At 61.7% G+C, this 18,031-nt stretch carries 16 protein-coding genes and 1 pseudogene; 7 read left to right on the top strand and 10 right to left on the bottom strand.

The window, feature by feature from the left end; translation table 11 throughout:
* Positions 1-27: 27 nt before the first annotated feature.
* Complete coding sequence (locus C9422_RS24360) at positions 28-1,305, top strand: acetyl-CoA C-acetyltransferase (RefSeq protein WP_116582419.1); 1,278 nt, start codon at positions 28-30, stop codon at positions 1,303-1,305.
* A gap of 84 nt (positions 1,306-1,389) precedes the next feature.
* On the opposite strand, the gene C9422_RS33000 is transcribed toward C9422_RS24360, so the two are convergent.
* Positions 1,390-2,118, bottom strand: a complete 729-nt coding sequence (locus C9422_RS33000; protein WP_371317838.1) for a methyl-accepting chemotaxis protein — start codon at positions 2,116-2,118, stop codon at positions 1,390-1,392.
* Positions 2,119-2,247: 129 nt separating this feature from the next.
* Positions 2,248-3,336, bottom strand: a pseudogene (locus C9422_RS32995) (cache domain-containing protein); the annotation flags it as partial.
* A 446-nt stretch (positions 3,337-3,782) separates the two neighbouring features.
* On the opposite strand from C9422_RS32995, the gene C9422_RS24350 reads away from it, so the two are divergent.
* Positions 3,783-4,676: a PA4780 family RIO1-like protein kinase gene (locus C9422_RS24350; RefSeq protein ID WP_116582418.1), complete on the top strand. Its 894-nt coding sequence runs from the start codon at positions 3,783-3,785 to the stop codon at positions 4,674-4,676.
* A gap of 125 nt (positions 4,677-4,801) precedes the next feature.
* Here the strand turns inward: C9422_RS24350 and cueR are convergent, their stop codons facing one another.
* The 3 genes from cueR to C9422_RS24325 all read right to left on the bottom strand — a co-directional run bounded on the left by cueR (position 4,802) and on the right by C9422_RS24325 (position 8,174).
* Positions 4,802-5,209, bottom strand: a complete 408-nt coding sequence (gene cueR, locus C9422_RS24340; protein WP_116582417.1) for a Cu(I)-responsive transcriptional regulator — start codon at positions 5,207-5,209, stop codon at positions 4,802-4,804.
* Positions 5,206-7,599 carry a heavy metal translocating P-type ATPase gene (locus C9422_RS24335; RefSeq protein WP_116582416.1) on the bottom strand — a complete coding sequence of 798 codons (2,394 nt, stop codon included), beginning with the start codon at positions 7,597-7,599 and terminating at the stop codon, positions 5,206-5,208. The genes cueR and C9422_RS24335 overlap by 4 nt, the downstream gene beginning before the upstream one ends.
* A gap of 191 nt (positions 7,600-7,790) precedes the next feature.
* Complete coding sequence (locus C9422_RS24325; protein ID WP_007971844.1) at positions 7,791-8,174, bottom strand: hypothetical protein; 384 nt, start codon at positions 8,172-8,174, stop codon at positions 7,791-7,793.
* A 148-nt stretch (positions 8,175-8,322) separates the two neighbouring features.
* Between C9422_RS24325 and C9422_RS24320 the strand changes: the two genes are divergently transcribed.
* Entirely contained in the window at positions 8,323-8,520 is a 198-nt protein-coding gene (locus C9422_RS24320; protein WP_116582415.1) for a heavy-metal-associated domain-containing protein, read from the top strand.
* Between the two features lie 90 nt (positions 8,521-8,610).
* Positions 8,611-9,807: a multidrug effflux MFS transporter gene (locus C9422_RS24315; RefSeq protein ID WP_116582414.1), complete on the top strand. Its 1,197-nt coding sequence runs from the start codon at positions 8,611-8,613 to the stop codon at positions 9,805-9,807.
* 8 nt (positions 9,808-9,815) lie between these two features.
* On the opposite strand, the gene C9422_RS32300 is transcribed toward C9422_RS24315, so the two are convergent.
* A complete protein-coding gene (locus C9422_RS32300; RefSeq protein ID WP_007971850.1) occupies positions 9,816-9,989 on the bottom strand; it encodes a hypothetical protein in 174 nt (57 codons plus the stop codon).
* Between the two features lie 236 nt (positions 9,990-10,225).
* The gene (locus C9422_RS24310) at positions 10,226-11,239 is read right to left on the bottom strand and encodes a zinc-binding alcohol dehydrogenase family protein (protein ID WP_116582413.1); all 1,014 of its coding nucleotides are present in this window, start codon (positions 11,237-11,239) and stop codon (positions 10,226-10,228) included.
* Positions 11,240-11,365: 126 nt separating this feature from the next.
* On the opposite strand from C9422_RS24310, the gene C9422_RS24305 reads away from it, so the two are divergent.
* Both C9422_RS24305 and C9422_RS24300 read left to right on the top strand, forming a co-directional pair.
* Positions 11,366-12,295, top strand: a complete 930-nt coding sequence (locus C9422_RS24305) for a LysR family transcriptional regulator (protein WP_116582412.1) — start codon at positions 11,366-11,368, stop codon at positions 12,293-12,295.
* 316 nt (positions 12,296-12,611) lie between these two features.
* A complete protein-coding gene (locus C9422_RS24300; protein WP_007971857.1) occupies positions 12,612-13,346 on the top strand; it encodes a helix-turn-helix transcriptional regulator in 735 nt (244 codons plus the stop codon).
* 78 nt (positions 13,347-13,424) lie between these two features.
* Here the strand turns inward: C9422_RS24300 and C9422_RS24295 are convergent, their stop codons facing one another.
* The 3 genes from C9422_RS24295 to C9422_RS24285 form a co-directional block, all read right to left on the bottom strand.
* A complete protein-coding gene (locus C9422_RS24295; RefSeq protein ID WP_116582411.1) occupies positions 13,425-14,378 on the bottom strand; it encodes an adenosine deaminase in 954 nt (317 codons plus the stop codon).
* An 82-nt stretch (positions 14,379-14,460) separates the two neighbouring features.
* On the bottom strand, positions 14,461-15,426 hold the full coding sequence (locus C9422_RS24290) for an isopenicillin N synthase family oxygenase (protein WP_116582410.1): 966 nt from the start codon (positions 15,424-15,426) through the stop codon (positions 14,461-14,463).
* Positions 15,427-15,539: 113 nt separating this feature from the next.
* Complete coding sequence (locus tag C9422_RS24285; RefSeq protein ID WP_116582409.1) at positions 15,540-16,622, bottom strand: BMP family ABC transporter substrate-binding protein; 1,083 nt, start codon at positions 16,620-16,622, stop codon at positions 15,540-15,542.
* Positions 16,623-16,900: 278 nt separating this feature from the next.
* Here C9422_RS24285 and C9422_RS24280 point away from each other — a divergent pair, with 278 nt between their 5' ends.
* A complete protein-coding gene (locus C9422_RS24280) occupies positions 16,901-17,989 on the top strand; it encodes a calcium:proton antiporter (protein ID WP_116582408.1) in 1,089 nt (362 codons plus the stop codon).
* Positions 17,990-18,031: the final 42 nt, after the last annotated feature.

The raw sequence follows: 18,031 nt of genomic DNA, 5'->3' as shown, positions 1-18,031 counted from the left end.
CAATTTCCTTTTTCATCAGGAGTTCTTATGACCCAGCTGCGCCGCGTCGCGATCATCGGCGGTAACCGGATTCCTTTCGCCCGCTCCAACGGCCCCTATGCCACGGCCAGTAACCAGGTGATGCTCACCGCTGCCCTCGAAGGCCTGATCGAGCGCTACAACCTGCATGGCCAGCGCATCGGCGAAGTGGTCGCTGGCGCCGTGCTCAAGTTGGCGCGGGACATGAACCTCACACGCGAGTGCGTACTCGGCTCGCGGTTGTCGCCCACCACCCCGGCCTACGACATCCAGCAGGCGTGCGGCACCGGGCTGGAAGCGGCGTTGCTGGTGGCGAACAAGATTGCCCTGGGCCAGATCGACTGCGGCATCGCCGGTGGCGTGGACACCACCTCGGATGCACCGATCAGCGTCAGCGAAGGGCTGCGCAAAATCCTCCTGCAAGCCAATCGCGCGAAAACCACCGGCGACAAACTGAAGACCTTCCTGCAATTGCAACCCAAACATCTGATCCCCGAGTTACCGCGCAACGGTGAGCCGCGCACGGGGTTGTCCATGGGGCAGCACTGCGAACTGATGGCCCAGACCTGGAACATCCCTCGCGAAGCCCAGGATCAATTGGCGCTTGAGAGCCATCAGAAGCTGGCGGCGTCCTACGCCGAAGGCTGGCACAACGATCTGATGACGCCGTTCCTGGGACTCACCCGAGACAACAACCTGCGCCCGGATTCGACCCTGGAAAAGCTCGCCGCACTCAAGCCGGCCTACGAGAAAAGCGCCAAGGGCACCCTGACCGCGGGCAACTCCACGCCGCTGACCGACGGGGCGTCACTGGTGCTGCTGGGCAGCGAGGAATGGGCGCAGGCGCGAGGGTTGCCGATTCTTGCCTACTGGCGTGACGGCGAGGCGGCGGCGGTGGATTTCGTCAACGGTGCCGAAGGGTTGTTGATGGCACCGGTCTACGCCGTGCCGCGCTTGCTCGCGCGCAATGGCCTGACCCTGCAGGACTTCGACTACTACGAAATCCACGAAGCCTTCGCCGCGCAGGTGCTGTGCACATTGAAGGCCTGGGAAGATCCGCAGTACTGCAAAACCCGTCTCGGGCTGGATGCGCCGTTGGGCTCGATTGACCGCAGTCGGCTCAACGTCAAGGGCAGTTCATTGGCGGCAGGGCATCCGTTTGCCGCCACGGGCGGGCGCATCGTCGCCAACCTGGCGAAGTTGCTGGATGCGGCGGGCAAGGGGCGGGGGCTGATTTCGATTTGCGCGGCGGGCGGGCAGGGGGTTACAGCGATTATCGAGCGTTGATGCACAAAAGATCGCAGCCTGCGGCAGCTCCTACAGGGTAGGTGTAGGAGCTGCCGAAGGCTGCGATCTTTTATCCTTTTATTTTCAGGTGCGGAACCTGCGCACCAGCCCGTCCAGCTCGTTCGACAGCCCGGCCAGGCTCTGGGAGTCCAGGCGTGCCGAGTTGGCCAGTTCCGCCACCAGTTGCGCATCGCCATGGATCTGGCTGATGTGCCGGTTGATGTCTTCGGCCACTTGATGCTGTTGTTCCGCCGCCGTGGCGATCTGGGTGTTCATGTCACGGATCACGTCCACCGACTCGCGAATCTGCCCGAAGCTGTTGCGCGCCTCACCGATGCGCGTCACCGATTGCTGGGACACTTCCAGGCTGGCGTGCATCTGTTGGGTCACCTGGCTGGTGCGTTTGGCCAGGTTGCCCAGCAGCCCGTCGATTTCCGCCGTGGAGTCGGCCGTGCGCTTGGCCAGGGCCCGTACTTCGTCGGCCACCACGGCAAAGCCGCGACCCTGTTCACCGGCCCGTGCCGCTTCGATCGCGGCGTTCAGCGCCAGCAGGTTGGTCTGTTCGGCGATCGAACGGATGGTCCCGAGGATCGACTGAATGTCATTGCTGTCGCGCTCCAGTTGTTGCATCGACTGGGCCGACTGTTCGATTTCCTGGCTCAGGCGATCCACGCTGTTCACGGCCGCATCGATCTGTTGCTGACCTTCGCGTGCCTGGCGCTGGCCACTGTCGGCGGATTCCGCCGCCTGGCTGCAAGAGCGTGCGACTTCGTTGGCGGTGGCGACCATTTCGTGGAACGCCGTGGACACCATGTCCACCGCTTCACGCTGGCGTCCGGCGGCTTCGGCCATGTCGCTGGAGACCTGGGTCGAACTCTTGGACGTGGCGAGGATCTTGCCCGCTGCGCCGCCGATGTTCTGGATCAGGTTGCGAATCGCGGTCAGGAACTGGTTGAACCAGTTGGCCAACTGCGCGGTTTCGTCGTTGCCACGGATTTGCAGGTTCTGGGTCAGGTCGCCTTCACCTTGGGCGATGCCTTCCAGGCCGCTGGCCACGCTGCGGATCGGACGCACGATGAGGCTGGCAAAACTGGCGCCGACGATGGCGAAGATGACGGCCAGGACGGCGGCGATGATGGCGATCAACCAGGTCAACTGGGTCGCGGAGCTCATCACGTCGTTCTGTTTGATCAGGCCGATGAAGGTCCAGCCCAGTTGCTCCGACGGCCAGACGTTGGCCATGTAGCGCTCGCCGTTCAACTCTACTTCCACCAGGCCCTTGCCGGCCTTGGCCAGTTGCGCGTAGCCCTCGCCCAGGCTGTTCAGCGGTTTGAAGTTGTGTTCCGGTTGTTTCGGATCCACCAGGACCGTGCCGGTGTTTTCCAGCAGCATCAGGTAGCCGGTTTCGCCGAGCTTGATCTGTTTGACGATTTCGGTGAGCTGCTTGAGCGTCACGTCGATGCTGACCACGCCACCATTGGTGCCCAGCTTGTTGTCGATGGTGCGCACGGTGCTGACGTAGGTCGCGTCGTCCTGGGCCCAGTAGTAGGCCTCGGTGCGGAACGGCTTGCCCGGTTTGGCCTGGGCGGCCTTGTACCAGGGGCGCTGGCGCGGGTCGTAGTTGCTCAGTTTCGGATCATCCGGCCACGACACGTAGCCGCCCGCCGCCGTGCCGAGGATGGCATAGGCGTAGGACGGATGGCTGTTGCCCAAGTCCTGGAGCAGGGTGAAGACTTTCTTGTCCATCTCGCCCTGGGGAACGCTCTCGGCGTTGGCAGCCATGTAAGTCTTGAGGCTGTCGTCGGAGTTTCGGATCAGCGGCTGCTTGGCCAGGTAATCGACGTTCTGGCTGATGCCGTCAAAAAACAATTGCATGGCGTTGCTGACCTGACGAATCTCTCGGGCACTGCCGTCGATAAATTCGTCTCTGGCATCACTGCGCAGGTTCAGCACAACGAGGGTGGCGACCAGCACCACGGGCAGGCAGGCGATGATTGCAAACGCCCAGGTCAACTTCTGTTTGATGTTCATCCGCGCTCCAGATTTTCTTGTAGGCCCACGCAGTGCAGATGACTCGCGGTTTATTGGCAGCCGTAATCGTTCTTGGTCAACCCGGGTCCCTGAGTGCGGCATCGCTTTTTTTGTGGCAGCGATTGTCGGACAAATCACTTTGTCACTAAGGACTTCGGCTGTTGTCGGCGGAAATTGAGGCCTGTTGAGAAAAATCCTACGGAAGGCTTGAGAGGTGGTGTCAGCTTCTGTCGCAATTGCCCTCAATGTCCTTGCACAACAAGTGGCGCAGGCTCGGCTATGATCCGGAGCGGCCCGTGGCGGTCGTCGGTTTTACCTGTGGAAATCGGCACATTGTGTGCTTGTGCAATGTTCATAAGTCGGCAACCCCTCCCCCCCGTGAGTGGATTGCCGTATAACGAATGACTTTCGCGTGTTTGGTAATAAAGGACCCACAATAAAAGCTGATGAAGACTCCAAAACGCATTGAACCCCTGATCGAGGACGGTCTGGTCGACGAGGTGCTGCGCCCACTCATGAGTGGTAAAGAAGCAGCTGTTTATGTGGTGCGCTGCGGTAACCAGTTACGTTGCGCGAAAGTCTACAAGGAGGCGAATAAACGCAGTTTCCGTCAGGCGGCCGAGTATCAGGAAGGCCGCAAGGTGCGCAACAGCCGTCAGGCCCGGGCGATGGCCAAGGGCTCCAAGTTTGGCCGCAAGGAAACCGAAGACGCCTGGCAGAACGCTGAAGTGGCGGCGCTGTTCCGTCTGGCCAATGCCGGCGTGCGGGTGCCCAAGCCGTTCGACTTCCTTGAAGGCGTGTTGCTCATGGAGCTGGTGGCCGACGAGTACGGTGATGCCGCGCCGCGCCTGAACGATGTGGTGCTGGAGCCGGACCAGGCACGGGAATATCACGCGTTCCTGATTTCGCAGATCGTACTGATGTTGTGTACCGGCCTGGTGCACGGCGACCTGTCCGAGTTCAACGTGCTGCTGACGCCGACCGGCCCGGTGATCATCGACCTGCCACAAGCGGTGGATGCGGCGGGCAACAACCACGCGTTCAGCATGCTGGAGCGCGACGTGGGCAACATGGCCTCCTACTTCGGGCGGTTTGCGCCGGAATTGAAGAAAACCCGGTACGCCAAGGAAATGTGGGCCTTGTACGAGGCTGGCACCTTGCACCCGGCCAGCGTCCTGACCGGTGAGTTCGCCGAATCGGAAGATCTGGCCGACGTGGGCGGCATCATGCGCGAAATCGAGGCTGCACGCCTGGATGAAGAGCGCAAGCAAGCGGCACGCGCGGCGGACGATGCGCCGCCGGGCAAGACCGAAGAACCGCCTCCACCTTGGATGCAGTGATCGGCTAAAGAAAAACCCGGCTTCGGCCGGGTTTTTTGCACCCCCTGTAGGAGCTGCCGCAGGCTGCGATCTTTTGATTTTGTTTTTTAGAAGCAAGATCAAGAGATCGCAGCCTGCGGCAGCTCCTACAGGGTGGGAGTGCAGCAGCCGGATTCCAGGTTCTTGAGAATCGGGCAATCCGGCCGATGATCGCCATGGCAGTGCTCAACCAGATCCTGCAACGTATCGCGCAACTGCCCCAGTTCACGGATCTTCCGGTTCAGCTCATCGATATGCTGACGGGCCAAAGCCTTCACATCGGCGCTGGCGCGCTGGCGGTCTTGCCAGAGGGTCAGCAGCTTGCCGACTTCCTCCAGGGAAAACCCCAGGTCCCGCGAGCGCTTGATGAACGCCAGCGTGTGCAGGTCGTCATCGCCATACACCCGATAACCGCTGTCGGTGCGATGGGCAGCCTTGAGCAGGCCGATGGATTCGTAATAACGGATCATCTTTGCGCTCAGGCCGCTGTGGCGGGCCGCTTGGCCGATGTTCATCGGTTGTCCTCCAGGTCCTTGGGTTTCCAGGTTTTCAACAGTAGCGCATTGCTTACCACGCTGACGCTCGACAAGGCCATGGCCGCACCGGCCAGCACTGGATTGAGGAAGCCAAACGCCGCCAGCGGAATACCGATCAGGTTATAGACGAAGGCCCAGAATAGGTTCTGCCGAATCTTGGCGTAGGTCTTGCGACTGATCTCCAATGCAGCCGGTACCAGTCGCGGATCGCCGCGCATCAGGGTGATACCGGCTGCATGCATGGCGACGTCGGTGCCGCCACCCATGGCGATGCCGATGTCGGCGGCGGCCAGTGCCGGGGCGTCATTGATGCCGTCGCCGACCATTGCCACCACGCCGGTTTCCTTTAGTGCGGCGACCGTCGCGGCTTTGTCCGCCGGCAGTACTTCGGCATGCACATCCTGGATGCCCAACGCCTCGGCCACCACCTTGGCACTACCGCGATTATCACCCGTCAGCAGGTGGCTGCTGATGTTCCGTGCGCTCAGTTGCTGCACCGCTTGCAGCGCGCCGGGCTTGAGGGTGTCACCGAAGGCGAACAGGCCCAGCACCTGGGGGGCGGGGGATTGTTCGATCAGCCACGACAAGGTCCGGCCTTCTTGTTCCCACGCGATCGCCGAGTCGGCCAACGGTCCGGCGTTCAAGCCGCTGTCTTCCAGTAGGCGCCGATTGCCCAAGGCCAGGCGACGACCCTCCAGTGTGCCGGCAATGCCGCGGCCGGTCAGGGACTGGCTGTCGCTGACGTCGGCCACCTTCAAGTGGCGTTCGGCGCAGGCATCCAGAACAGCCTTGGCCAACGGATGCTCACTGCCGCGTTGCAGGGCGCCGGCCAGTTGCAGCAGGCTCGCTTCATTGCCGTCGATGGCACTCAGATGAGCAATGCGCGGGGCGCCGGAGGTCAGGGTGCCGGTCTTGTCGAACACCACCGCGCTGACTTCATGGGCACGCTCCAGGGCTTCGGCATCCTTGATCAGGATCCCGTAGCGTGCCGCCACGCCGGTGCCGGCCATGATCGCCGTCGGCGTGGCCAGGCCCAGTGCGCAAGGGCAGGCGATCACCAGCACCGCCACGGCGTTGATCAACGCGGTTTCCATCGGCGCGCCATACAGCCACCAGCCGATCAGGGTTACCAGGGCAATCAACAGCACGGTGGGCACGAACACCTGGCTGACTTTATCCACCAGTTTCTGGATCGGCGCCTTTGCGGCCTGGGCGTCTTCCACCAGGCGGATGATCCGTGCCAGTACGGTTTCCGCACCGAGGGCCTGGGTCCGCACCAGCAACCGTCCTTCACCGTTGATCGCGCCGCCCGTGACTTTGTCGCCGGGCTGTTTGGGCACCGGCAGGCTCTCGCCACTGATCAGGGCTTCATCGGCGTGGCTCTGGCCTTCTATCACTTCGCCATCGACCGGGAAGCGCTCTCCGGGTTTGACCATCACCAGGTCATTGAGGCGCAGGGCGCTGATGGCGACTTCCTGCTCGCGGCCATCGAGCACCTGAATCGCTCGTTCCGGGCGCAAGGCTTCGAGGGCGCGGATGGCGCTGGCGGTCTGGCGCTTGGCGCGGCTTTCCAGGTACTTGCCCAGCAATACCAGGGCGATCACCACCGCCGAGGCTTCGAAATACAGGTGCGGCATGCGCCCGGCGGCGGTGGCCCATTCATACATACTCAAGCCATAACCGGCGCTGGTGCCCAGGGCCACCAGCAAATCCATGTTGCCGGCCCCGGCGCGTACGGCTTTCCAGGCCGCGACGTAAAACCTGGCACCGAAGATGAATTGCACCGGCGTGGCCAAGGCGAATTGCGCCCAGGCCGGGAGCATCCAGTGCACGCCGAACGGTTGCAGCAACATCGGCAGGACCAGTGGCAAGGCGAGGACGATGGCCATGATCAAGGCCAGGCGTTCGCGATGCAGGCGCTGTTGCTGATTGTCGGCCGGCGGGTGTTCGGCTTCCCATACGCTGGCGGCGTAACCGGCCTTGGTCACGGCCGCGATCAAGGTTTGCGGATCGACCTGGCCGAGCAGTTCGAGGTGGGCGCGTTCGTTGGCCAGGTTGACGCTGACGCTTTTCACGCCCGCCACCTTGCCCAGCGCCCGCTCGACCCGACCGACGCAGGACGCGCAGGTCATGCCGTCGATGCTCAGTTCCAGGCTTTGCTGCGGCACGCTGTAGCCGGCCTTGGCCACGGCATCCATCAGGGCCGGCAGGCTGTCGCTGGGTGCCTGGACCCGGGCCTGTTCAGTGGCGAGGTTGACGCTGACGGCACTGGCGCCAATGACTTTGCTCAAGGCGCGCTCGACACGCCCGGCGCAACTGGCGCAGGTCATGCCGGCAATCGGCAGGTCGAACGTGGTGGATTCGGACATCGGTCGCACTCCCTGTAGTAGATGACCACAGGATCAACCTTGCCATGCTGGCAAGGTCAAGTGCCAATCTTATACCCACCACTGAGTGAATGTGGGAGCGGGCTTGCTCGCGAAGGCGTCGTGTCAGTCGACATCAATGTTGCATGACACACCGCTTTCGCGAGCAAGCCCGCTCCCACAAGGGTTGTGGGTCAGTAGCCGAGTCCGGCGCGCTTGAGGTACATCCCTTCCTGCGTCATCGCGATCCGGTACTTGAGCACATCGCCGGCCTTGAGCTGGATATCCTGCGACCCCGGCGCGAGCATGCCCGGATTGCAACCCGGCATTTGCCCCGGGAGTAACTTGAGGCGCAGCGAGACAACGCCGGGCGGCAGGTTGAACGAGGTGCTCTGCTCCTGAAACAGCCGTGCCGCCAATTGGTCCTGGATGTACACACCGATCTCGCAGCTGGTCGCGACTTCCAGGCGCTCGCGGGAAATGATCAGCACGCCATAATCCTGACCGGCAGCATTGACCGAAGGCACGGCGGCGAAAAGGCTGAGAAAGCCAAACAGGCTGAAAACCGACCAGCGCATGGCTGAATCTCCTGAGTTCGAGTCATTGATGGACGCAGCTTGGCCGAGCGTAGCGCCGATTGCCAGCCCGGCAGCTAACTTCAGAACTTGACCTTGCCATGATGGCAAGCTCGAAACTGGACTTAACCCTCGGAATAGGAGTCATCCCATGCAAGTGTTCAACGTTGAAGGCATGTCTTGTGGCCACTGCGTCAAGGCCATCACTCAGGCCGTACAGGCCAAGGACCCGGCAGCCAGTGTGCGGGTCGATCTGGCGGCGAAAGAAGTCGGTGTCGAAAGTGCGCTGACTGCCCAGCAAGTGATCGAGGCGATCAGCGAAGAGGGGTATGGCGTCAAACTGGTCTGATTTTGATAGTTAGCGAGCTACCGGAATGTTCAAGGCGTCCATGCGCGGCTAGACTGTCGGGCTGCCGACTCCTGCCTCACTGGATGCCTGATGAACTTCCGTACCATTCTGATTCTCGGCGCCTTGAGCGCCTTCGGTCCGCTGGCGATCGATTTCTACCTGCCGGCGTTCCCGGCCATGGCGCTGGCTTTCGGCACGGACGAAAATCACGTCCAGATGACGTTGGCGGCCTACTTCCTTGGCTTGTCCATCGGTCAGTTGGCCTATGGCCCGGTGGCGGATCGTTTCGGGCGACGCATTCCGTTGCTCGCCGGTGTCGGCCTCTTCACTGCTGCCTCGGTGGCGTGCGCCTATGCGCCGAACCTGGAATGGTTGATTGGTGCGCGTTTCGTCCAGGCGTTGGGTGGCTGCGCCGGCATGGTGATTTCCCGGGCGGTGGTCAGCGACAAATGTGATGCGGTGGGCTCGGCGAAAGTCTTTTCCCAGTTGATGCTGGTGATGGGGCTCGCGCCTATCCTCGCGCCCTTGCTGGGTGGGTTGCTGGTCAACACCACTGGCTGGCAGTCGATCTTCCTGGCCTTGACCGGGTTCAGTGCGTTGGCGGGGCTGGCGGTGGCGACGGGATTGCCGGAAAGCTTGCCGGCCCACATACCGCGCCAACCGCTGTCGGGCGCGTTGCGCCAGTACGGTCGGTTGCTGGCCGACCCGATATTTCTTGGCCACGCCTTGACCGGGGGCATCGCCATCGCCGGGATGTTTGCCTATATCGCCGGATCACCTTTCATCATCATCAAGCTCTACGGCGTTCCGGCGGAGCATTTCGGCTGGTTGTTCGGCACCAATGCGGCGGGCTTCATTCTGGTGGCGCAGGTCAACGCGCGGCTGCTGGCCAAACGTGGCCCGACGTTCTTGCTGGCGCGCGCGGTGTGGGTTTATCTCGCGGCCGGTCTGACCCTGCTCGCTGTCAGCGCTCTGCATCCGGCCCAGCTGTGGCCGCTGCTGATTCCATTGTTCATCTGTATTTCCAGCCTCGGTTGCATCAGCCCCAACGCCGCCGCCTGTGCGATGAGCGGGCAGGGCGCACGAGCCGGCAGCGCGTCAGCGCTGCTCGGTTGCCTGCAGTTCAGTGTGGCGGCCGGCGCCTCCGCGCTGGTGGGCATTTTGCACGATGGCAGCGCCGTGCCGATGGCCATGGTCATCAGCCTGTGCGGAGTTCTGGTGGTGAGCGCTGCAGTGCTCACCCGGCGTTTGCAAAATGCCCGGGCGCTGGCGCAAGCCCAGGCTTGAGGCCGGAATCAGCCGGCAGCGCGCTGCGGGTGGAGGATGGGAATCTGGTGAGGAGCCTGGATGCGGGCTTCGAGGGTACGCGTGAAAGCGCGAGCTTCTGCTTCGCTGCGGAACGTCACCGCATGCTGGTCTAAGCGGACTTGCCACTGGGATTTTGCCAATTCTTTTATCAGGATCTTCACAACGGATCACCTCTCGTAAAAGACGTTACGCAAAAGACTGCCTCGCAGGAGATTCGATTGTAGTCCTGAATACGAGCAGCATTGTGACAAGGATCAACTGTCGGACTGACGGTTTGTAACTAAAAAAAACACGACTTTTCGAGGGCGTCCACAGGGGGTGTCTGTGACCGGAACGCTCCGGTCGCAGACGAAAAAACGCAGAAACAATGAAATCAGGAAGGGTTTTTTTCAGCGTTTCAAAACCCTTCCAGCACAATCTTGCCCTTGGCCTTGCCGCTTTCCAGCAGGGCATGGGCACGACGCAAATTGGCCGCGTTGATCGTGCCGAAGTGTTCGCCCACTGTGGTTTTCAGTGTCCCGGCATCGATCAGCCAGGCGACGCGATTGAGCAGGTTGTGCTGCTCGATCATGTCCGCGGTTTCAAACAGCGAACGGGTGTACATGAACTCCCAGTGCAGTGACAGGCTCTTGCGCTTGAGCTTGGTCACGTCCAGCGACTTGGGGTCATCGATCAGCGCCAGCTTGCCTTGGGGCGCCAACGCCTCGACCAGTTGGTCCAGGTGCAGGTCGGTCTGGGTCAGGCTGGCGACGTGGGTGACCTGATCCACACCGGCGCGCTTGAGTGCTTCGCTCAGTGGCTGGCCATGGTCGATCACCAGATCGGCACCCAACTCTTTCACCCAGCTTTGGGTCTGCGCACGCGAAGCGGTGCCGATGACTTTCAGGGCCGTCAGCTGATGAGCCAGTTGCGTAAGAATCGAGCCCACGCCACCTGCCGCGCCGACGATCAACAGGCTCTGGCCTTCGTCGGTTTTGCTTTCGCGCACTTGCAGGCGTTCGAACAACAGTTCCCAGGCCGTGATCGCGGTCAGCGGCAGGGCGGCGGCCTCGGCGAAACCAAGGGTCTTGGGCATGTGGCCGACGATGCGTTCATCCACCACATGCAACTCGCTGTTGCCGCCCGCCCGGGCGATGGAGCCGGCGTAAAACACCTTGTCGCCGACCGAGAACAGCGTCACGTCACTGCCCACGGCCTTGACCACGCCAGCCACGTCCCAGCCCAGCACCTTGGCCGCACCGCCTTCGGGCTGGACGTTCTGGCGCACCTTGGTGTCCACCGGGTTGACCGAGATGGCTTTGACTTCCACCAGCAAGTCGCGAGGTCCGGCAACCGGCTCCGGCAGCTCGATGTCTTGCAGGGCTTTGTCGTCACTGATCGGTAACGAGGCGTAGTAGGCAATGGCTTTCATGGGCGACTCCTGAACACTAATAAAAGAAGTGATTCGATGGGGGGGATGATTGGCTATTTCTCCTGAAGATAAAACCGGCTAAAAGAGCAGTCTCTTTCAATATTTTTTTGATAATCGGTGCTTTTGATGCTGCGTTTCGATGACCTGCAGTTGTTTGTCCGGGCGGCGGACCTGGGCAGTCTGTCCGCCGCCGCGCGGGGCATGGACATGTCGGCGGCGGTGGCCAGTGCAGCGCTCAAGCGCATCGAACGGCAACTCGGCGCCCGTCTATTGGCCCGCTCGACCCGCAGCTTGCGCCTGACCGCCGAAGGCGAGGGCTTTCTCGAATATGCCCGCGCGGCCCTGAGCAATCTCGACGAGGGCCGGCGATTACTGGCCAGCGGTCAGGACCAGGTCAGCGGGGTTCTGCAACTGTCGGCGCCGTCGGACTTTGGCCGCCATCTGCTGTTGCCCTGGCTTGACCAGTTTCAGCGCGAGCATCCGAAACTGACCGTGCGCCTGCTGCTGGGGGATCGCATTGCCGACCTGTTCCGCCAGCCGGTAGACATTGCCTTGCGCTACGGTGAACCGGAGGACTCCAGCCTGGTAGCGCTGCCCATCGCCCCGCAGAACCGCCGGGTGTTGTGCGCCGCTCCCGACTATCTGGCTCGCCACGGCGAACCGCGGCACCTTGAGCAACTGGCACAGCACAATTGCCTGTTGTACATGCTCGGCAGCAGGGTCCACGATCACTGGAGTTTTCACGACGGCAAACGCGAAGTCAGCCTGACCGTCAGCGGCGATCGCTTCAGTGACGATGCCGATGTCGTTCGGCTTTGGGCCGTGGCCGGTGCCGGGATCGCCTACAAATCCTGGCTCGATGTCGCCGCCGATGTACTGGCCGGCCGCTTGAAGGTGCTGATGCCGGAACTGCTCTGCGAGCGCGCACCGTTGAATCTGTTGTGCGCCCATCGCGCACAATTGAGTAAGCCGGTGAACCTGTTGCGCGAAATGCTTGTCAGCCGATGCGCCCTGTTGAGCAGTCAATTTCCGGGTTTTTCGGATATCGCTGATTAGTCGCACAAAAAAAGAGAAATTTCCCTCAGGAACGATCACCACCTATGCCGGGCGGAGGACAGGATCCGCCGACCAACCCGCATATACTAGCGCCCTCATCATGTCAGTAGCGTCGATCCCCCCATGGCGGGTCCACGTTCGAGTCGGCCCGGCAGCACGGTCATCCTTCTGGCCTTCGCGGTATCGGCCAGGCAGCGCTGATGGGTGAGCAAGGCGTTGCCGGATTCTTGGCAGTTTCCGCGGATTGGCCGACGACACATTACTGGTCAAGATGTTTCTGGTCAGAAGACGAAACGATTCAACAGGGAGTGAATACATGGAACATGCACCTTGCATCAGCCAGATCGCCACTTTGCTGGCTGACCCAAAGCGCAGCGCAATGATGTGGGCCTTGATGGATGGTTCGGCGCGAGCAACCGAAGAGTTGGCATTGCTGGCCGGCCTGTCACCGTCTTCGGCCAGTGCACACCTGGGACGTTTGTCCGCTGGAGGTCTGTTAAGGGTTGAAAACCGTGGCCGCAAACGCTTCTTCCGCCTGGCTGCCCCCGAGGTCGGGGCGGCAATCGAGGCGCTGGCCAGCGCGACCTTCGCCAGCGCGCCCCAGGATATTCCGGAGGTATTCAAGCGCAATGCGCCACTCGTCAAACCCCGGGCAGTGCGCTCGTCATTGCTGAGTGCCCGGCTGTGCGACGATCACTTGGGGGGTACCCTGTCCGCCGACCTGTATCAGCGACTGCTGGAAGCGGGCTGGATCGAACATTCGGATCAGCGGGTCACGGTCACGCTCAAGGGCGCGACGGAGTTGGCGGCACGGGGTGTGTTCATCCAGGCGCTGGCCCATCACAACGGCAGGGTTGCCTGCGCGTGCCCTGACTGGAGCGAAAGACGCCCGCACATGGGCGGCTCGCTGGGGGCCGCTTTGTTGCAGCTGTTCATGCAGTCGGGGTGGCTGAGCCTGCCCAACGATTCCCGGGCCTTGCAGGTGACGGCCTCCGGGCAACGCGAAATTCATCGCTTTGCCCTGGAAACCGAGCTGGAAATGGCGTTGTAGGCGCCGGCTTGCCAGCGATGGCGGCCTCCCATCCAGCATCGCTGGCAAGCCAGCTCCTACACGGTTTGCGTTTGCCCCTTAGGGTTTCACCAACCGCGCATCGAGACTGTTCTGCGCCAGGCGTCTGGCCTGGTCCTGGGTCATGCCCAGGTGAGTGTGCAGGGCATGGAAGTTCTCCGTGACATAACCGCCGAAGTACGCCGGGTCATCGGAGTTCACGGTCACTTTCACACCGCGTTCCAGCATGTCGAGAATGTTGTGCTGCGACATGTGATCGAACACGCACAACTTGGTGTTCGACAGAGGGCACACGGTCAGCGGGATCTGCTCGTCAATGATCCGCTGCATCAGGCGCTCGTCTTCGATGGCGCGTACGCCATGGTCGATGCGCTGGATTTTCAGCAGGTCGATGGCTTCCCAGATGTACTCGGGCGGGCCTTCTTCACCGGCGTGGGCGACGGTCAGGAAGCCTTCGTGACGGGCACGGTCGAACACGCGCTGGAACTTGCTCGGTGGGTGGCCCATCTCCGAACTGTCCAGGCCCACGGCGACGAACGCATCGCGGAACGGCAGCGCCTGGTCGAGGGTTTTCTGTGCTTGGTCTTCGCTCAGATGGCGCAGGAAGCTCAGGATCAAACCGCTGGTGATGCCCAGTTGCTGCTCGCCATCCTTCAGCGCGGCGGCGATGCCGTTGAGCACCACTTCGAAGGGGATACCTCGGTCGGTGTGGGTCTGCGGGTCGAAGAACGGTTCGGTGTGAATCACGTTCTGCTCTTTGCAGCGCAGCAGATATGCCCAGGTCAGGTCATAGAAATCCTGGGACGTGCGCAGTACGTCGGCACCCCGGTAATACAGGTCGAGGAACTCCTGCAGGTTGTTGAAGGCATACGCCTTGCGCAAGGTTTCGACGTCGCTCCATGGCAAGGCAATCTTGTTGCGCTCGGCCAGGGCGAACAACAGCTCGGGTTCCAGCGAACCTTCCAGGTGCAGGTGCAATTCTGCCTTGGGCAGGGCGTTCAGCCAGTCATACATGATTCTTTTCTCATCAGGTGCAATGGTCGCCATTCTACAGAGGGTTTCCGCAACAATTGGTAAAACCTGACCAGGCGGTTCATCACACTGCTTCCTGTTCCCGTCGATAAGCGTAGGTGTCGGCGAAGCGCGAGAGCAGGAACCCGGCGCAGGTGGTGGCCGGGTATTTCGCCGGGTGCAATGCATCCTGACAACCGGGCAGGCATTCGATGCGGGTATCCGGATGCGGCTCGGCGAAGAACGGCATCGAATAGCGATCCACGCCGAGCGGGCTGATCACCCGGTGCGGCGTCGACAGGTAACGGTCGTTGCTCCAGCGCGCCATCATGTCGCCGAGGTTGACCACGAACGTACCGTCGATCGGTGGCGCGTCGATCCATTCGCCTTTGACGTTGCGTACCTGCAAGCCACCGGCGGCGTCCTGATAGAGCAGGGTGATGCAGCCGTAGTCGGTATGGGCGCCGGCGCCTTGCTGCTCGGTGGAGCTGGCCGTGTGACGCGGCGGGTAGTGGATCAGGCGCAACACGCTGACCGGGTCATTGAAGCGAGTGTCGAAGAAGTCGCGCTCAATCCCCAGCGCAATGGTCATTGCCCGCAACAGCGTTTGTGCGAGGGCCTGCATGTCGACGTAGTGTTGCTCCATCAGCGCTTCCCAACCGGGCAGGGACGGGTGGCGATTGGGGCCGCGCAAGGGTTTTTCCGCCAGTACGTCAGGGTGGTCGGCCGGCAGGTGCAGGCCCATGTCGAAAGTTTCCTTGAGGTCGCTGGGTTTGCTCGGGTCCAGCTGTTCGGTGGCGATGGCGCCGTAGCCGCGATGATGACGGCTCTGGGTGATGTCGATCTTGAGTTTTTCGGCGGCGGGTTGGGCGAAGAAGCGTCTGGCGTGGTCGAGCAGGGCGTCGATGCGGACGGCACTGATTGGATGGCCCTTGATGTAGAAGAAACCCCACTCGCGGCAGGCGTGGTCGATGTGTGCGGCCACGGCTGGCCAGGCGTTCTGGTCGTCGCTGTAGAGCGGGGCGATGTCGATGATGGGAAGTGGGTTCATGCGCAGTCCTTGAAAACGCTGAATTTCCAATGTAGGAGCTGCCGCAGGCTGCGATCTTTTAAAAGCAAGATCAAAAGATCGCAGCCTGCGGCAGCTCCTACAGGGGATGTGTGTTACTTCGGTATTTCCGCCTTCATGCCTTCCACGTAGTAGTTCATCGACGCCAGTTCCGCCGTGGTCGCGCTCACCCCCGCCGGGATTTTTTCGACGCCGGCCTGATCCTTGATCGGCCCGGTGAACGGCTGCAGCGTACCGCTCTTGATATTGGCGATGAGCTGTTCGGCTTCGCTTTTCACCGCTGCCGGCACCAGGTCGCTGATCGGCAGCTCAACCGTGCCCTCTTTCAAGCCGCCCCAGTAGTCCTGGGACTTCCAGTCATGATCGATCAGGCTTTGGGCTGCCTGAATGTAGTGCGGCCCCCAGTCGTTGACGATGGAGGTCAGCACCGCCTTCGGCCCGAAGTGCGCCATGTCCGAAGCGTAGCCCACCGCATACACGCCGCGACGTTCGGCGGCCTGGATCGGCGCCGGGCTGTCGGTGTGCTGGAACACCACGTCCACGCCCTGGTCGATCAGCGCATTGGCGGCATCCGCTTCCTTGCCCGGATCGAACCAGGAGTTGACCCACACCACCTTGATTTCGGTACCGGGGTTGTATTTGTTCAGGGCCAGCTGGATGGCGTTGATGTCGCGGATCACCTCCGGGATCGGGAACGAGGCGACATACCCGATTTTTTTGGTCTTGGTCATCTTCGCCGCGAGGAAGCCACCGACGTAGCGACCTTCATAGGTGCGTGCCAGGTAGGTGCCGAGGTTCTTGTCCTGCTTGTAGCCGGTGGCGTGTTCGAAGGTCACCTGGGGAAACTGCCTGGCGACTTTCACGGTCGGGTTCATGTAGCCGAAGGAGGTGGTGAAGATCAGGTCGTATTTGTCCTTGGCCATGTTGCGGATCACCCGCTCGGCGTCGGCCCCTTCGGCGACGTTCTCCACGTAGTTGGTGGTGATCTGCGGGCCGAATTTTGCCGCGAGCTCCTTGCGTCCCTGTTCATGCTGATAGGTCCAGCCGTGGTCGCCGATCGGGCCGATGTAGACGAAGCCGACTTTCAGCGGGTCGTTGGCACTGGCACTCAGGCTGGCGCCGAGGCCGATGGCGGCGGTAACGGCGCAAAGCAGCTTCTTCAACGGACGGTTGTGCATGAATTGGAGCTCCATTTTGTTCTGTGGTTGGCAGGGGCAATGCAAATGGCTGACCAACCGGACAACAAAACCAAAAGATCGCAGCCTTCGGCAGCTCCTGCATGGCTTCGCGTAGCTCTGTAGGAGCTGCCGAAGGCTGCGATCTTTTTCAACACCGGAACCAACGCAGTGCATCTGCCCAACCTCACGCCACCCTCTGGTGCGCTAAGGTAAAACGAAACGTTAACGCCACCCCGCAGTCAGTAGCTCATCGGCACCACTCGGCAAAAAGGCTCGCCATGCTCACCACCCTCAAGCAAGAAGGCTTCCTGCTGTTGGCGTTGATCGCCGCGTGCGTGGCCTATCCGCTGGAGCACTGGATGCTGCACAGCGGCCAGGGCATCGCATTGATCAGCGGGTTGGTGCTGATCGCCTTCATCGTCGCCGCCTCCATGCGCGTTGCCCATCAGGCCGAGTTGCTGGCGGAGAAGGTTGGTGATCCCTACGGCACGATGATCCTGACCCTGGCCGCCGTGCTGGTGGAAGTGGTGATCCTGGCGATCATGATGAGCAACGAAGCCTCGGCCACGCTGGTGCGCGATACGATCTACTCGGCGGTGATGCTCGACATCAATGGCATCCTGGGCCTCGCGGCGTTGATGGGCGGGCTCAAGCATGGCGAACAGTCCTATAACGACGATTCGGCGCGCAGTTACAGCGTGATGATTCTCACCGCCATGGGGGTCTCGATGGTGGTGCCGGAGTTCATTCCCGAAGCGCGATGGAAGCTCTATTCGGCCTTTACCATCGGCACGATGGTGGTGCTCTACGCCTTGTTCCTGCGCATGCAGGTCGGGCCGCACAGTTATTTTTTCAGCTACAGCTACCCGGACAAGCGCCGCCGGAAGGAGCCCGGCGCGGAACCGCAGCCGGTCAATCTGGTGCTGAGTATCGGCACCTTGGTGTTCGGGGTGGTGGTGATTGGCGCACTGGCCGAAGTGATGTCCAGGACCCTCGATCTGGGGCTGGAAGGAACGGGGGCACCGCCGGTGATTACGGCGATCCTGGTGGCGGCGATCTCTGCGGCGCCGGAGATCTTGACCGCGTTGCGCGCGGCACTGGCCAACCGCATGCAGTCGGTGGTCAACATCGCCATGGGCGCGTCACTGTCGACGGTGATCCTGACGGTGCCGGTGATGGAGGCGATGGCGCTCTATACCGGCCAGCCATTCCAGATGGCCATGACCCCGGTGCAGACCGTGATGGTGTTTCTCACCCTGATCGTCAGCGCGATCAATCTCAACGATGGAGAAACCAACGCCATCGAAGGGATGACGCATTTCGTGTTGTTTGCGACGTTTATCATGTTGTCGCTGCTGGGACTCTGAAGGCCCCCACAAAACCAATGTGGGAGCGGGCTTGCTCCAGAA

Source organism: Pseudomonas sp. B1(2018), assembly GCF_003097365.1.
GTDB classification, from domain to species: domain Bacteria; phylum Pseudomonadota; class Gammaproteobacteria; order Pseudomonadales; family Pseudomonadaceae; genus Aquipseudomonas; species Aquipseudomonas laurylsulfatiphila.
This window is presented reverse-complemented; position numbering and strand designations above follow the sequence as displayed.

Excerpts from the sequence above, each read along its gene's own strand:
- C9422_RS24360 (WP_116582419.1), top strand. The coding sequence starts at position 28 with ATGACCCAGCTGCGCCGCGTCGCGATCATCGGCGGTAACCGGATTCCT.
- C9422_RS33000 (WP_371317838.1), bottom strand. The coding sequence starts at position 2,118 with ATGGTGTCCACGGCGTTCCACGAAATGGTCGCCACCGCCAACGAAGTC.
- C9422_RS24350 (WP_116582418.1), top strand. The coding sequence starts at position 3,783 with ATGAAGACTCCAAAACGCATTGAACCCCTGATCGAGGACGGTCTGGTC.
- cueR (WP_116582417.1), bottom strand. The coding sequence starts at position 5,209 with ATGAACATCGGCCAAGCGGCCCGCCACAGCGGCCTGAGCGCAAAGATG.
- C9422_RS24335 (WP_116582416.1), bottom strand. The coding sequence starts at position 7,599 with ATGTCCGAATCCACCACGTTCGACCTGCCGATTGCCGGCATGACCTGC.
- C9422_RS24325 (WP_007971844.1), bottom strand. The coding sequence starts at position 8,174 with ATGCGCTGGTCGGTTTTCAGCCTGTTTGGCTTTCTCAGCCTTTTCGCC.
- C9422_RS24320 (WP_116582415.1), top strand. The coding sequence starts at position 8,323 with ATGCAAGTGTTCAACGTTGAAGGCATGTCTTGTGGCCACTGCGTCAAG.
- C9422_RS24315 (WP_116582414.1), top strand. The coding sequence starts at position 8,611 with ATGAACTTCCGTACCATTCTGATTCTCGGCGCCTTGAGCGCCTTCGGT.
- C9422_RS24310 (WP_116582413.1), bottom strand. The coding sequence starts at position 11,239 with ATGAAAGCCATTGCCTACTACGCCTCGTTACCGATCAGTGACGACAAA.
- C9422_RS24305 (WP_116582412.1), top strand. The coding sequence starts at position 11,366 with ATGCTGCGTTTCGATGACCTGCAGTTGTTTGTCCGGGCGGCGGACCTG.
- C9422_RS24300 (WP_007971857.1), top strand. The coding sequence starts at position 12,612 with ATGGAACATGCACCTTGCATCAGCCAGATCGCCACTTTGCTGGCTGAC.
- C9422_RS24295 (WP_116582411.1), bottom strand. The coding sequence starts at position 14,378 with ATGTATGACTGGCTGAACGCCCTGCCCAAGGCAGAATTGCACCTGCAC.
- C9422_RS24290 (WP_116582410.1), bottom strand. The coding sequence starts at position 15,426 with ATGAACCCACTTCCCATCATCGACATCGCCCCGCTCTACAGCGACGAC.
- C9422_RS24285 (WP_116582409.1), bottom strand. The coding sequence starts at position 16,622 with ATGCACAACCGTCCGTTGAAGAAGCTGCTTTGCGCCGTTACCGCCGCC.
- C9422_RS24280 (WP_116582408.1), top strand. The coding sequence starts at position 16,901 with ATGCTCACCACCCTCAAGCAAGAAGGCTTCCTGCTGTTGGCGTTGATC.